The 14,863-nt window shown below is 60.6% G+C and carries 13 protein-coding genes; 4 read left to right on the forward strand and 9 right to left on the reverse strand.

All coding sequences use genetic code 11. The features are described 5' to 3' along the window. Positions 1-32 precede the first annotated feature (32 nt). Entirely contained in the window at positions 33-1,091 is a 1,059-nt protein-coding gene (locus tag BDK61_RS03610; RefSeq protein ID WP_121302326.1) for a hypothetical protein, read from the forward strand. Here BDK61_RS03610 and BDK61_RS03615 read toward each other — a convergent pair. The 5 genes from BDK61_RS03615 to engB all read right to left on the reverse strand — a co-directional run bounded on the left by BDK61_RS03615 (position 1,088) and on the right by engB (position 8,055). Next, entirely contained in the window at positions 1,088-2,095 is a 1,008-nt protein-coding gene (locus BDK61_RS03615) for a tyrosine-type recombinase/integrase (protein WP_208644656.1), read from the reverse strand. The genes BDK61_RS03610 and BDK61_RS03615 overlap by 4 nt on opposite strands. Before the next feature lie 462 nt (positions 2,096-2,557). Continuing rightward, on the reverse strand, positions 2,558-3,874 hold the full coding sequence (locus BDK61_RS03620) for a cohesin domain-containing protein (RefSeq protein WP_121302328.1): 1,317 nt from the start codon (positions 3,872-3,874) through the stop codon (positions 2,558-2,560). Continuing rightward, positions 3,871-5,718 carry a DNRLRE domain-containing protein gene (locus BDK61_RS03625; RefSeq protein WP_121302329.1) on the reverse strand — a complete coding sequence of 616 codons (1,848 nt, stop codon included), beginning with the start codon at positions 5,716-5,718 and terminating at the stop codon, positions 3,871-3,873. Before BDK61_RS03625 ends, BDK61_RS03620 begins: the two co-directional genes overlap by 4 nt. A gap of 333 nt (positions 5,719-6,051) precedes the next feature. Next, the gene (locus BDK61_RS03630; RefSeq protein WP_004959062.1) at positions 6,052-7,188 is read right to left on the reverse strand and encodes a hypothetical protein; all 1,137 of its coding nucleotides are present in this window, start codon (positions 7,186-7,188) and stop codon (positions 6,052-6,054) included. 249 nt (positions 7,189-7,437) lie between these two features. Beyond that, on the reverse strand, positions 7,438-8,055 hold the full coding sequence (gene engB / locus BDK61_RS03635; protein ID WP_011224188.1) for a GTP-binding protein EngB: 618 nt from the start codon (positions 8,053-8,055) through the stop codon (positions 7,438-7,440). Between the two features lie 147 nt (positions 8,056-8,202). On the opposite strand from engB, the gene BDK61_RS03640 reads away from it, so the two are divergent. Both BDK61_RS03640 and BDK61_RS03645 read left to right on the forward strand, forming a co-directional pair. Further along, positions 8,203-9,483 (forward strand): TIGR00341 family protein, encoded by a 1,281-nt coding sequence (locus BDK61_RS03640; protein WP_121302330.1) that lies wholly within the window; start codon positions 8,203-8,205, stop codon positions 9,481-9,483. A 61-nt stretch (positions 9,484-9,544) separates the two neighbouring features. Then, complete coding sequence (locus BDK61_RS03645) at positions 9,545-10,255, forward strand: SIMPL domain-containing protein (RefSeq protein WP_121302331.1); 711 nt, start codon at positions 9,545-9,547, stop codon at positions 10,253-10,255. A 162-nt stretch (positions 10,256-10,417) separates the two neighbouring features. Here BDK61_RS03645 and BDK61_RS03650 read toward each other — a convergent pair whose 3' ends face one another. Beyond that, positions 10,418-11,413 carry an NOG1 family protein gene (locus BDK61_RS03650; RefSeq protein WP_011224185.1) on the reverse strand — a complete coding sequence of 332 codons (996 nt, stop codon included), beginning with the start codon at positions 11,411-11,413 and terminating at the stop codon, positions 10,418-10,420. A gap of 94 nt (positions 11,414-11,507) precedes the next feature. On the opposite strand from BDK61_RS03650, the gene BDK61_RS03655 reads away from it, so the two are divergent. Then, entirely contained in the window at positions 11,508-11,825 is a 318-nt protein-coding gene (locus BDK61_RS03655) for an ASCH domain-containing protein (RefSeq protein ID WP_121302332.1), read from the forward strand. A gap of 23 nt (positions 11,826-11,848) precedes the next feature. On the opposite strand, the gene BDK61_RS03660 is transcribed toward BDK61_RS03655, so the two are convergent. From BDK61_RS03660 to pdxT, 3 genes are all read right to left on the reverse strand, one after another. Beyond that, positions 11,849-13,783 (reverse strand): response regulator, encoded by a 1,935-nt coding sequence (locus BDK61_RS03660; protein ID WP_011224184.1) that lies wholly within the window; start codon positions 13,781-13,783, stop codon positions 11,849-11,851. Between the two features lie 63 nt (positions 13,784-13,846). Next, positions 13,847-14,143 carry a phosphoribosyl-ATP diphosphatase gene (gene hisE, locus BDK61_RS03665; RefSeq protein ID WP_004959048.1) on the reverse strand — a complete coding sequence of 99 codons (297 nt, stop codon included), beginning with the start codon at positions 14,141-14,143 and terminating at the stop codon, positions 13,847-13,849. Positions 14,144-14,179: 36 nt separating this feature from the next. Beyond that, on the reverse strand, positions 14,180-14,773 hold the full coding sequence (pdxT, locus tag BDK61_RS03670; RefSeq protein ID WP_011224183.1) for a pyridoxal 5'-phosphate synthase glutaminase subunit PdxT: 594 nt from the start codon (positions 14,771-14,773) through the stop codon (positions 14,180-14,182). Positions 14,774-14,863: the final 90 nt, after the last annotated feature.

A 14,863-nucleotide genomic window follows, 5' to 3' on the forward strand; every position in this document is an offset into this window, starting at 1 on the left:
TCTTAGCTAAAGACGGATGGTGAACCCAATTGATGCATCTCGACCATATTAAAATGGTTCCTGAAACTGGGCGACATGCCGAACAAGTGCCATCAGAATTCTTTTACTCCCGAATTGTAGAAAAGAACGAAGAAGACTTTCAGAAGGTAAATCCCAGAGAGGAATTCAATCAGCGTGTTAGGGAGTTAATAGAAGAGCAGAGAGAGCAAATCTCTGAGCAGGTTGAGGAATTTGGAGAACCAGTTTCTACTTTGGCACAAGAGGTTCTATTTTCCAACGAAAGAATAACAGTAGGGTTCAGAGGCCGACCTCCGAGTTCGGAGAGCGTTTACGCTACGAAATATACCGGGGACAAGACAGAAGAACCTGTTCTCTTGTTCGTATTGGGTGAAGAAACCAAACGGCGTCGGCGACCAGATGAGCGTTCGAAAGAACTTCGGATAGCGCTCTTATCGAAGTCTGCTCACGATGCTGAAAAAATGGTTGGGTTCTTCGGGTCGGAAATACAAGAGATAGAAACATATGTCGGCGATTATGCGGATATGAAAATATTCAAAAACGGCGGCGAAATTGTCCATGACTATTTTGACGAACGTATAACTGAGAATTCTAACTTAGAAGGCTGGCATCAAGACATCCATGAAGATGATTTTGAGGAAGAAGTGTTTGAAACTGTTCAGGAATTAACATCTGTGGCTTTGGATAATATTCGTATTGAGGTTGATGTTGGAGATAATCCTGATTTTGATGTTGCTGCATTACCGCTTGGCGGCTTCGGAACGACCTATGCAATTGAAGTTAAAGATTATTTACAAGAAGGTAATGATGAGGTAAGCGAAGCACCAGCAAACAATAAAGACGCAGGAGAGTTGCGCTCTGAATTAATTCGAAAGCCGAAAGAGTACGCCGAACAGGCTGATTGCGACCTGATTACAATCGTTAAAGGCCTATCTGAAGAACAGTATGGTGATTTAAGTCGATTAGCCGAATCCTCAAGCGTCGTACTTCTAAACCATGATAACTACCAAGAGGAACTGAGAAAACTCTTGATTGAAGAGAGTTTTAAGGAAATGTCTGAGTATATTGTTTAAATATCTTTCAAATAATCCTCCCGTCGCTCCATCTGCTCGTTCTTCGTCGCCTTGTCGTAGTGCTTCTCCATGATGTCGTGAGTCATGTCCACCCTATCCGCAGTCACCTCCTTCGGCTGTCCAGCGTTCAACGCTTCGGTTACGTAGCCGCGCCGGAGCGCGTGCGGGCTTATCGAGGCCGGACATTTGCTTGCGGTATTGTACGAGGTCGCCTCGCACTCGTCAATGTCGCGGTCCATCGGACACTCCCCGGTGTAATGACAGGGACGAGTCACGGTGTAGACGTTCCGCTGGATAGTCGAAGGTTCACACCGCTTCCCGTGCGTGGACATGAGTAACGGCGTGCGTCCGTGGTCGTCTTCCTCATCGGGATGGTTGAACCGGAGGTAGTCACGGACGATGTCGGCGACCTCGCCGCTGATACGAACGTCACGCTCGCCCTTTCGCTTGTTCTTGAGCGGTGTCTCGGTGTCCGGTCGGTGACGAACCCGGAGGTAGGGACTCGCGCCGTCTTCGAAATCGCGCTTATCGAGTGCATACAGCGAACTCCGGCGCATCCCGGTCTTCCAGAGTACCGCGAAGATGACGTGGCGCAGGCTGGCGTACTCGTGCTTTTCGAGGTAGTCCAGTATCTCCGTTGCTTCGTCCCGGGTGAGGATGTCGTCGGACACCTCGTCTTCGGGGTTCGGCTTCGGGATACGCACCAATTGGCTCATGCCATCCGGTACAGCGTTGATGTGTTCGCAGAACCGGACGAAGCCCTTGACGCAGGTCATGTCGGTCTTGAGGGTGATGGTCTGGACGTTCTCAAGCCGCCACTCTTTGAATCGCTGGATTTCGTCGCTCGTCAGTTCGTTCAGATTCTCTACCCCGCCCTTATCGGTGAGCCAGTCGCAGAAGACGTTCAACGTGGTCTGGTAGTTCGACAGCGTGGAGTCGGTAACGTCGGTGGACTTGTCTTTGAGATAGCGGTTCATCGCTTCGTGCGGTGGAGTTGCGTTCATCGTTGGGTTTCTCCACCGAACGCGCGTGTGGCGTGGCAGACTCGGGTTGGCTCCCCGCCGATGGGCAACAGCCCGATGTTTCGCGTTGCACACGCCGAGGCGGCCTCCGTTCGGTGCGGTGGAGGCCGACCGCCGAGGCGTAAGAGGCCCCGGGTTCAAATCCCGGCGAGTCCATACCAGATTTTCGTCATGTAGAATGTGATGGAGGAGCGACAGCGTCACGCTTGCAGGACAATTCCGATGCTACCTTGGTGTATTGTAAACTTTGCACTGATTACGTACCGTTGCTGTTGCGGGTAGGGAGTCTGTTCGCCCTATCGGCACGGCCGTCTAGTATTTTCCCGTAGGAATGCTTTCCACAAGAACCGGCTATCGTAACACCCGCGTTCGGGGCGGAGGGTTCCGCTGGGCAGAATGAAGTGGAAACGACGGAGTATCTGTAGCCGCGACGACGGTCGCGACTCACTGCTCTCCTTCCCGTCGATAGCCGAGCCAGCCAAGCAACAGCGACAGCGAGACGACAACGGCGGCGAGACTGAAGCCGGGGCCGGAGCCGTCCGTTGTTGGCGTCTGCGTATCCGGGCTGGGTGTTGTCGTGCCGGTCTCAGCCTCCGAAGCTGTCGTCTGTCCAGCAGCCTGTGATGTGGTGGCCGTCTTGGTGTCGGTTACAGTGGCCGACGCCGTCGAGTCCGGCGTGGATGGTACGGTCACGGTTGCTGTCCCAGTCGTCGTCTTGTTTCCGGTTGCGTTCGTCGTCCCGTCCGTCGTACTGTTTGCCGCCCGAACGGTCACGTTACCCACACTGGTCGTGTTGAGTTTCACGGCGTGGACACCGGAGGAGTTGAACCGGACTGTGAGGTTCACCTGACGCTGTTCTCCGTTCGGGATTTCGACGCTCGCGTTCGTCCCGGTCACTGTTCCGTTATCATAGACACGCGCCTCAAACGTCCCGTCCCCGTCACCAGCATTCTCGATGGTTCCAGACACCATGACCGGCTGTCTGGGCGCGACCGATGTTCTGTTGAGCGACGTGTTTATGACCGAGAACGATGGTTCAGGTGGGGAGATAGCACCGCCTCCGCCCCCACCGCCACCGCTGTTGTCATCGTCATTATTGCTATCGTTGCTGTCGCTATTGTCACTGCTACCGCCGTCGTTGCTGCCGTCAGAACCGTTGGTATCGTTTCCATCTCCGCCGCCATTAGTGTCGGTCGCTGTTTCGGTAGCCGTTGCCGTGTCTGTTCTCGACGGTGTCGAGGTCGCTGAACCATTGTCGACGCGTAGCTCAATACTGTTGAAGCCTGCAGGTGCGACAGTCTCGCCGTCGCTGTTCGACAGTTTCGTGTCCGCTTCGATGAAGGCGAGTTGTGTGGACCCGGCCGCATCTGCTGGCACTGTGAGCGTGATTTCGGCGAGAACAGGGTCGCTCGTCTCTCTGGGCCGAAGCTGATTGAACGCCACCCATCCGGCCTCGTTGTTCACGTTCTTGACGGGGCTGTCGAAGTCGTCGCTGCCGGCAACGCTGTCGATCTCCGCGATGGTGGGGTCGAACGTAACGTTGGTCTGGTAGCCACGCACCGCTGTTGCGTTGGCCCAGACCTGCACGGTGACTGTTTCACCGGGAGCAACGGAGAGCGCGTCGCCGGATGCTCCCGGGACTGTGTCATCGAGCGAAATCGCGCTTGCAGACCCCGGTGCCAGTGCGGCGACCGCTATCGGGAGCGTTCCGACCACGACCGTGAGGGCAACGGCGACGACAAGCGTTCGGCTGGTTCTCATTGGTCGTCCCCCGCCAGATTTCGGGCGGAAACAGCATCGCCGATGTCGACGTCACCGTCGCCGTCGATGTCTGCCGCGTCCCGGTCAATATCACTGTCCTCGCCGGCAACCGACCGCTGGATCCGGTCTACGTCGTCAGTGTCGACGTCACCGTCGCCGTCGGCGTCGCCGGCCACGGTTTCTCCGGGGGTGTAGCTGACAGTCAGCGTCGGTGGTATGGCGTTGTCGGCGCTCTGGATATCCCAGCCGTCGTTCCCGAGCGGGCGAAACACCCATCCGGCGTTCTGTGCGCCGTTAACCCACGCGTCTACGCTCGCCGTTACATCAATCGAAATCTCACCTGTTTCTACCGCGCCGGTCCGTGCGACCGCATCGGCGACGGCCTGGGACCCATCCGCCTGGACGCCGCCGTCCAGCGACGCCCATGTCGAATCAGCGCTCCAGTCCGTTCGCAGTCGGTGGACCGCTGCGCCATCCCCTGCGTCCGACGTCTCAAGCGTTACAGTGGCCTGTTTCACGTCCGACCCGGGCGGTATCTGCCCGCTCTCTGTCCCGGTGATACTACCGAACCGGAGGAGTGCCTGCGCGCTACTACCCGACCCCTCTGGGTCGCTGTCGTCGATAGACAGTGTTTCAGCGGTGCTGTAGCTCGTCTCCGGATCAGCGGCGCGTATCATCGTATCAGTTGTCCCGCTGTAGCCGTCCGTCCCCTGCTGGAACGTGGCTGTCGGTCCGTCTGGCGTTTTCGGCGTCTCCGTCGGCTCCGGCGTCTTGGACGACGACCCAAACCGGGCGTCGAAGTCGAGGTCGAACCCGAACTGCGAGTCGCTGTCGGTCTTTTCGGCTCCCGTACTCGGCGAGTACGTCCGAACCTGAATCCGGTCTGGCGCGTCTGCCACATCTCCGGGACGGAACTCGATGCGGCGCATGAAGCCGTTCCCGCCCTTGGGTCGGAACTGGTAGTTCGCCAGTAGCTCGTACACTGATGCGCCGGCGTCGTTTGTTGACACCTGATGGGCCTCTCCGCCACTCTCGCCTGTGCCCTCGTGCCAGTGGCCACAGAGGACCATGAATATCTGGCTGTTCTGTGAGACGAGGTCTTCCCAGACGGTCTGACCCGTATTTCCGATTTCGCTCGCTTCCTGCAACTTCCGGGTCCGTCGCTGTGGTTTGTCGCGGAGATACGAGTGCGTTGTGAGTATCGCCGCCCGGTCCGGATACTGGTCGAGGACGCTCTGGCCCCATCCAAGTGGGGTCGATGGGTCGTCTACGGTTCCCGGTGGCTCCCACTCTAAAGCGAGATGCAGGAAGTCGTAGCCGCCGGCCGAAAACAGCTGGTAGGTGTTGAGGTTATCCCGACCTTCGTCACCGTTGCTCGGGCCCGCCCCGCCGAACCAGTCCCGTCCCTCGTACCGTGACGGGCCGAAGTACTCCCGGTACTTGGCAACAGAGGAATTCCGGTCCCATAGTGTCGGGTAGTCGTGATTGCCCGTCACGGTGGCGTAGGGGACTACCCCGTCGAGCGTGGACATGGCCTCATCCATGTACTGCCACTCCGCGTCGTCGTCGCCGTGGTCGACCACATCGCCTTCGTGGCTGACGAACGCGATGTTCTCTGCGGCCGCGTTGTCGGCGATCCACTGCGTCTGGTCCTTGGCGTAAGGTGTCCTCTCTTTGGCGTACACCTGCGTGTCCGGCAGTGCGACGACCGTCCAGTAGTCCGGCTGCTGGCCGGTACTGGCGGTGGTTCCCAGCGCGGTAAGGCCGACGCCAGCACCGGCGGCTTTGAGCACCCGTCGTCTGGTCGTCGTGGCCGACCGTTCGAACCTGTCGCTACTGTCCATACGCACACCCGGGACAGGTCCCGTGGTCAGTCAGGGCACAACCCGACCGCTTCCCTGTGGTCCATCCGTTGTCTCGCCCGCCACGATGGCACCGTCGCATCTGCCATCTGCCGGCAGTTTCGGCATCCGATCGATACATTGCTAGGCTCTCGAACACAGACCCATCCGCCGGACGGCGATTAGTTATTGCTCGGTTACTGCGAGTATGCCGTTGTTTTTCCGCGCTATCGTTACAGGGACTCTTCGTCGCATCTATTCCCTTAGTCATAACCAGGGATTTCAGTGTCACTCTCGGTTTCACTCCGTTTTCACGACGCATATACGATACTCGGCTCAGTCCATCGCCTGTATCACACGCGGGGAGTCAAGCGATTCGACGGCCTCAACGATGGCGGTGTCGAGGTTGTGGTCGCCCCAGTCCCGTGTCCGGGGGATGTGTGCGCGGTAGGTCGCAACGTCGTCGAACAGTTCTCGGAACGTCGCTCGCTCCTGTTCGACGACCGCATCAAGAGCGGCAACCATCGAGCCGTCGTCGACGAGTGAATCGTAGGCGTGGAAGTATTCCCTGAGCCGTCCATCCCATTCGAAGTTACAGATCGACGACGTGGCCGACATCGCGGTGTCGGTCGAGATGCCTTCTACAGTGATTGTATCCGCGTTCGGCGCGGTCTGGAGGAACACGACGTTGTCGACTGTCGATTGCTCGACGTATTCTGCGCGCGGATACAGGTCTGAGATATTCGTGAAATCCCGGCTATCGTCGCCGAGAAACGTCTCATTCAGGAAGTTGAGCGCTGTTTCCGGGAACGAACCGGTTCTGTCGACTCGCTCGTCGATAGCCTTGTGGAGTTCACTGCACAGTCGGTCCCGCTCTGTGTCGTGCTGTCGTTTTATTTCGGGGAACGACTCGATATTGAACGGCTGGAGGTTCACACCGAGCGGGTAGCCGACAGCCGTGCCGTCCGCGCCGACCCAGAGCCGGTCGTCGGAGAGAAAGTCCGCGCCCTCGCGCAACAGCGACAGCAGGGTGTTGGTCTTGCCGGCTCCGCGCCAGGCCGGGAACAGCGTCGTCTGGCCGTCGAGTCGCACGCCCGAGGCGTGTATCAGTGCCTGCTGTCGCGCGGCCCGCTGCTGTCGGATGCGGAATTCGACCGGATAGATTGAGTAAAACGGCTCAAAACCGCGTGTCACTCGGAAGTGTTGCCAGCCCGGCGTGACGGCGATAAAGTCTGCCCCGTTCCGGATGACGAACTCGTCGCCAGTCCATGCGTAATGGTCGCTGGGGTCACCGAGGACGATCTCCGCGTGGACTTCCTCCGTCGTTTCCTCGATGACGATGTCAGGGTCGTTCGCGGGCGTGTCAGTCTCGAACTGATCGTACATCTTCCGGTACTGCCGGCTCGTCCGCCCGCCAGCCCCGAGAACCGTTACGACAACGTCGCCAAAGAAGTCGTACGAGCGTTGGTTCATAGCCACCTCGATAGATGCCGGCCCGGCGTCGGACCGAGATAGACAATCATCTGACTCATCGTGCTCATCTGTACGCGTATACTGCATATTGTTATATATGCGACAATATGCCACGGCTCACTACTAACGACTGATTAGTGCTTGAAAGCCACACATACGGTTCGGGACGAAGCATGATACGAAACGCCGGAGTCATGCTGTTCCACGGTGGGTTTTCGGGTAAGGCTGGGTTATGAACGATTTAGCCGCTTAAAAGAACTGAAACAGGTCGTCCCGCTGGACCTCGTGGAGGTGGTGTCGGACGGCTTCGTTCAGTGGCTCGGTGGAGCCGTGCTTTGCGCTGATCGGTGCGATAGTCTCCTGCCACTGCTGCCACGGCGGGTGCAGTCCGAGGCGGTCACAGAGTTCATTCAGCCGCGCATCCTTGTCGTCGACCTTGTCCATCTTGTTGACGGCGACGACCGGCTCGACGCCAACCTCCCGAAGGAAGTGAAACATCTCCACGTCGTGTGGAATCTCGTCGGGACCGGAGTGACGGTCGATGATGTCGATGACCGACTTACCGTCCACGACGAGAATGCCGACAAGAATGTGCTCGGCGTTCCGCTCGACGTACTGGACCACGTCGGTCTTGATTTCCTCGCGGACGTCTTCCGGGACGCCCTTCATGAACCCGAAGCCGGGGAGGTCACTGATAACGAAGTCGGCGCTGGCCCAGTCGAAGTGGTTGGGCGAACGCGTGACGCCGGGCCGCTGGCCCGTGTCGAACGTGTGGCCCGTTATCTCGCGCATCAACGTCGATTTCCCGACGTTTGACCGACCGATGAGCACCACCTCGGCGTCCCGGTCTGGTCGTGATTCGAACATACCCCGTATACTCCGTCGGCGGGGAAAAGCGCGTCCGTTTAGCGGGGACTGACGGTCCCGAGAGGAATAACCGTGCTGCCTTTCAGCACCGTGCCTGAGACCAGCTGACTAGCCGCCTTTTTATTGCCGGCGGTCCCATCCGGAGCCGTGCGGCTGGTACAGCTACTGATTCCGACCGGGAAGCGCGACGCCGTCCTGGGCGTGTTGGCCGAGGAGGGCATCGACTACGTGCTTACCGACGAGACGAGCGGTCGGGAGTTCACTGCTGTCGTCACCTTCCCAGTCCCGACTAACGCGCTTGAACCAGTCCTCGAAGCGTTGCGGGATGTCGGTATCAACGATGACGGCTATACCGTCGTCGTGGACGCGAACACTGTCATCTCTAGCCAGTTCGAGGAGCTAGAGGAGACGTACGCCGAGGAGGAAGACGAGGACCGCATCGCCCGCGAAGAACTCACATCGAAAGCAAAGGACCTCGCCCCCTCGCTGTCGAACTACGCGCTCATGACCATCATCAGCGCGATTATCGCGACCGCGGGGCTCCTGCTTGATTCCCCGGCCGTCGTCGTCGGTTCGATGGTGATTGCGCCCCTTATCGGGCCGGCGATGACCGCCAATGTCGGGACCGTCGTCGACGACCACGAGATGTTCGCCCGCGGCGTCAAACTCCAGGCTATCGGGCTTGGCCTCGCCGTCGCAAGCGCGACTGTCTTTGCCCTGCTCGTCCGGTACGCTAACGTTATTCCGCCGCTCGCCGACGTGACCGCGGTTGGCCAGATACGCGAGCGGGTCGCCCCTGACTTCCTCTCGCTGATCGTCGCGCTTGGCGCTGGCGCGGCCGGCGTTGTCAGCCTCACCAGCGGCGTTTCGACGGCGCTCGTTGGTGTCATGATCGCCGTTGCGCTCATCCCGCCGGCGGCGACAGTCGGCATTGGCATCGCCTGGGGCCAGCCGCTCGTCAGCCTCGGATCCGCCGTGCTTCTGCTGGTGAACGTTCTTTCGATCAACCTCGCTGTGCTCGTCGGACTCTGGTATCAGGGCTACCGCCCGGAACACTGGTTTCAGGAGAGCAACGCGCGGTCGGCGACTGTCAAACGCATCGGCGTCCTCGCCGTCTCGATACTCGTTCTGTCGGCGTTTCTCGGCGGCGTGACGCTGGACTCCTACCAGCGAGCGACGACGGAGTCGGACATCCGCGAGGGCATTGAGGAGAGCGTCGACCCGCCGGCGAGTGTCCTGTCGGTCGAAGTCGAGTCGACGAATACTGCGATTTTCCAGCGGCCGCGCCGCGTCGTTGTCACCGTCGGATTGCCGCCGGATGCGGAGCAACCACTACTTGCTGACCAGATCGATACCGTGGCCGACGACGCGGCCGGCCGAAACGTTGCGACGGAAGTCCACTACGTCACTGTTGAACAGAACGGCTGACGCTCAAAGCCGCGTTTGAGCGTTCGACGGCATAAATACCGCTGGGTGTGTCGGCGACAATATGGTATCACGACCACTCGCAATCGCTGGTGTGCTGACATTGCTCGTCGCCGGTGGCGTCGGGTTCGCACTCGCAGACACTGGAACTGTGGCACCGTCGACGAATTCCACTGTGAGCGTCAACGCCGACGCGACCGTCGAACGCGCGCCCGACCGTGCAACTGTCGCCGTTGCCGCCGTTGGCCGCGGTGAGACCGCCGAAGCGGCGCGCAACAATCTCAGCGGTGATGCTGACGCCATTACGTCGGCGCTGGAGGACGAGGGCGCAACCGTGACCTCCTCGCGGTTCCAGATCCGCCCCGAGTACGAGGAGAGCCGCGACGGTCGCGAACAGGTCGGCTACGTGGCGATTCACACCGTTGAAGCGGAAACGAGCAACGTTTCGACTGCCGGGACATTCATCGATGCTGCAGTCGACGCCGGCGCGGACCGCGTCGAGGGCGTCCGATACTCCCTGAGCGAGGAGACGCGACAGGACGCCCGTGAAGAAGCGCTGACGACTGCTATGGACAACGCCCGGACGGACGCCGAAGTCGTCGCCGCTGCGGAGGATCGGTCCGTCGGTGACGCAGTCACGGTCCAGACCAGTAACCACGGCCGCCCCGTCGTGTACGCGGAAGCGATGGTCGCCGATGCCGGCGGACGGATGAACATCCAGCCCGGCGAGGTCACTGTCGACGCCTCCGTTAGTGTCACGTACGAACTCGAGTAAGCCGCTCTGATTCGCTATACCGCTCCCTGTTCGTGTTTTCAAACGACCGCTTGGGAGTGACTGCAGTCATTCTGAGAGTGACCACAGTCCTCGCGGGTCGCTGCGCTCCCCGCTCGGAGTTTTCGAGACGCCTCCCGCTGGTCGGCGTCTCGCTACCTCTCGCTACTCGTCAAACGGCAGTTCGAGTTCATAATCCACTGCGTCGATAGCGGCCTGCAACACGCCGTCGACGTTGTCGTCTTCGGTGACGCTCATGTAGTGGTCAGCCTCGACGTCCGTCGAGAGGTCGCTCTTGTTCGCGATGGTCAGCACGGGCACGTCGAAACGCGCCTCGATGGCGTTTCGCAGTTCCAGCTGGTCCGCGAGCGGATAGCCACACTCGCCACTCGGGTCAATAAACACGAGGACCGCGTCGGCGAGGTGTTCGAGCGCGCTCACGGCCTGTGACTCGATCTCGTTGCGGTCTTCCGGCGGCCGGTCGAGCAGGCCGGGTGTGTCGACGAGCTGGTAGCGGATACGCTGGTCCTCGAAGTGGCCGACGCGGATCTGCGTCGTCGTGAACGGATACGAGGCGATCTCGTTGTCGGCCCGCGTGACGCGGTTGACGAACGACGACTTACCGACGTTGGGGTAGCCGGCGACGACGATGGCTGGCTCGTTCGGGCGGATGTCGGGGATGTCTTTGAGGGCGTTGTGCGCGGTCGAGATAGCGGCGAGGTCGTCTTCGACTTCTTCGACGACGTCGGCGATACGGGCGAAGGCCTGCTTGCGGAGCTTCCGGGCGGTGTCGATGTCGCCGCGGGCGACGCGGCTCTCGTACTCCTGACGGATCTCGACGACCTTGTCGGCGGCCCACGAAATCTCCGAAAGGTGCTGTTTCAGCGCGTCGATACCGGGGTCGTCGTCCGCGGGGTAGGCCTCGCCGACGACGGCGTCGGCGAGTTCGACGTAGAAGGGGTCGAGGTCGTCAATCGTCGGCCACGCGGTCACCACGTTCTCCATGTTGTCGGAGGCGATGTTCGACGCCGTCATCAGCATCGACTGCTGGGCTTCGTTCCCGTCCTTGGCCCCGCCGGCGCGTGACGCCCGCGAGAAGGCTTTGTCCACGAGCTCCTCGGCAGTGGGCGTCGTCGGCAGACCCTCGAAGGGATGGCTCATAGGTCACGTTGACGGCCGGAGCGTAAAAGCGCGTTCAATCGCGCCCCAAACTGTTGCGAGTCACGTTTTTGAGCGTCCCGGACACAGTTCCGGCATGGCACAGATTGACGCCGGCGAGATTCTGCCCAACGACCACGTCCAGCAGATGGCTGCTGAGGGGCGGGTCACTCAGATGCACCGCGGCCACCAGTACGCCGACGAGGGCGACACGTTCGAGATCGACGGCACCGAGTTCGAGGTGACAGACGTAACACACCGGACGCTGGGCGACATGACTGACGAGGACGCACAGCGAGAAGGGTCGGAAGACCTCGCTGCGTACAAGAACCGGATGAAGAAAGTCCACGCCAGCTTCGAGTGGGACGACGACAGCGAGGTCGTCCGCCATCGGTTCGCACCTGCCGACGAGTAGCGCCCCGACGACTGAGCGCCCTATTACTCCGATACCACGTCGACGCCAGTAAACTCGAAGCGTGTGCCGCCGCTCGCGCTTTCCGCGAGCGTGACTGTCCACCCGTGCGCAGTGGCGATCTGTGAGACTATCGAGAGTCCGAATCCGGTGCCGTCAGTTGTCGTCGAGTAGCCGCTTTCGAACACCGCCTCCCGGTCGGCGTCGGGGATTCCCGGGCCATCATCCGAGACAGCGAACCCACCCGGAATCTCACTAATCGTCACCGTCACGCCCGGACTCCCGTGCTTGTCGGTCTCGCTGGACTGCCTCCGACTGTCCGCAGCGCTGTGCTCTATGGCGTTTCGGAGCAGGTTCTCCAGCAGCTGTTTGAGCCGCGTCATGTCTGCCTGTACCTTGCGGTCAGTGTCGACCACCAGCGCCGCGTCGCCGGTCTCGACGACCTCCCAGCAGTCCTCGACTGCCGTTCCCAGTGCCACCGTTTCCATCTCGGTGATGCTGTCGCCGGTCCGGGCCAGCAACAGCAGGTCGTCAATCAGCGCCTGCATCCGGTCGAGTGCCTGTTCTATCGCAGCGATGTTGTCGTCGTCACACTCCTCTTTCAGCGCTCCCAGCCGGCCGATAGCGACGTTCAGAGGGTTGCGAAGGTCGTGACTGACGACTGTTGCGAACTGTTCCAGACGGTCGTTTTGCGTCGACAGTTCCTGCTCACGGTCACGGAGCTGTTTATCGCGCTCAACGGCGGCGAGGGCCGCCTCCATGTTTGCCGCGAGGACCCGTCCAGCGACGATGTCTGCTTCGTTGAAAGCGTCGACAGCCGCCGATGCGGCGATGAGAAGGCCGTGTTCCCCCAGTGGCAGATATAGCTCGCTGCGTATCGGCGTCTCGGGGTTCTGCACATCCTCTTCCAGCCGCACGTCTGGAACTGCAGTCGCCTCGCCACGTTCGTACACCCGCCAGGCAATGCTGTCGCCCTGCTCGAACGTTGGGATATCACCGACCAACTCCCGAGCCGACGCGGTCGCGGCGACGGGTTCTAACTGCCCGTCATCGTTGATGAGGTGGACGGCGTTTGCGTCAAGTCCGATAATCTCTGCGGCAGCGTTGACACCGATACCGGCGACTTCGTTGTGGACTTCGGCGGCCATCAAGTGCCGGGTGGCCTCGTGTAGCGCTTCGAGTCGATGCTCGCGCTCGTCAGTATCGCTTCGGTCGCTGATGACCGACACTGTGCCGTCGTCGCCGTCCCAGGTCACGTCACACGCTGTGATGCTGGCTTGGACGCTGTTGCCGGCCAGCGTCCGTATCATCCGTCTGGCCTGGCCAGCCGTTTGGTCGTCCTCGACGACACGTTCGACGGTCTCGACTCCGCCGTCAGCCGTCGGTTCAACGAGGTCAGTCAGCGGCCGGTCGCGGAGTTCGTCGCTGTCGGCGGCACTGAACAGATCAACTGCCGCCGGGTTCGCGTACACGACGGTGTCGGCGACGCTGACGAGGACCGCATCGCTCGTTGCGTCGAGAATCCGTTTCGTCCGTGCCTGTGTGGCGTCGGCCGTCGCTTTCGCTCTGACTCGCTCGACCGCGTTTCGGACTCGCTTCGCGAGGACGGCGTACTGCTGGGTCCCGTGCGATTTTTGAATGTAATCGGTGACACCGGCCGAGACTGCCTCGCTCGCAAGCGCCTCACTCCCCTGACTTGTAAACAGTAGAAACGGCATGTCCGGGTCTCTGGCGCGGACCGTTTCTAGAAACTCCAGTCCGTCGGTACCGGGCATATCGTAGTCACTGATGATGCAGTCCACGTTGTGCTCGTCCAGATACGACAGCCCGTCCGTAGCGCTCGTGACCCCGGTAGCGTCGATTAGCTCGTCGTTGCGTTCGAGATGTGTCGCAATGAGGTCGGCGTACGATGGTTCGTCATCGACACAGAGGACTGTAACGCCCGACACCACATGGCCCATACACCATGATATGCACCGTGTTAGTGTCAATCTGTCGTGCGGTGAACCTGACGAGAGGGGGTCCTATCGTCGCTTTGCCAGTTCCGCCCGCAAATCGTCGATATCCATCTCCTTCATCGACAGTAGGACGAGCAGATGATAGACGATATCGGCCGATTCGTGGGCGAGTTCTTCGGTATCGTCGTCTTTCGCCGCCAGAATCAGTTCCGTGGTCTCTTCGCCGAGCTTCTCCAGAACGGCGTTTTCGCCCTTCTCGTGGGTGAACAGCGACGCCGTGTAGGAGTCTTCGGGAAGGTTCGCCTTGCGGTCCTCGATGACAGCGAACAGTTCGTCGATAACGTCGCCGGTGTCGTCGCTCATAGCCGTCGTTCGGTCAGCGGGGCCTTCAGGCCGTCGCTACGACTCCACGGAGTCGAAAAAGGCCAGATCGTGGATGCGCGGGTCCTCGGTCAGTTCGGGGTGGAACGACGTGCCGACGACCGGCCCGTCACGGACCGCGACCGGGCGGTCGTCCCACGTCGCCAGCACTTCGACATCCTCGCCCACGTAGTCGATGACTGGTGCGCGGATGAACACCGCCGGGAATGATTCGTTGAGCCCGGTCACGTCAAGCGGGGCTTCGAAGCTGTCCCGCTGTCGACCGAAGGCGTTGCGTTCGACGGAGACGTCGATGACATTCAGTGTGTCGACGCGGTCGTCCTGTGCGTCGGTCGCGCTGACGATGAGCCCGGCACACGTCGCCAGCACCGGCTTGCCCGCCTCGACGTGGGACTCGATTTCCTCTGCGATGCCTTCGCGGTGGATGAGCCGCGAAATCGTGGTGGATTCCCCGCCCGGTAGCAACAGGACATCGCAGTCCGGGACCAGTCCCGCCTCGCGTATCTCGACGACCTCTGCGGTCCGGTCGTGGGCCGCTGCTGCCCGCTCGATTGCGTCCCCGTGTTCAGAGACATCGCCCTGAACCGCGAGTACACCCGCGCGTAGCGTCATGTGTCCCTGTTGGTGGCCCCGTGCGAAAAGCCTCTCGTCTCCTGCAAGTGTCCGTTCCGGCAGGGGGTGTCCTGACTGAGCACCGTATCG

The sequence above is a fragment of the Haloarcula quadrata genome (genome assembly GCF_003634715.1).
In the GTDB taxonomy this organism is placed as follows: domain Archaea; phylum Halobacteriota; class Halobacteria; order Halobacteriales; family Haloarculaceae; genus Haloarcula; species Haloarcula marismortui.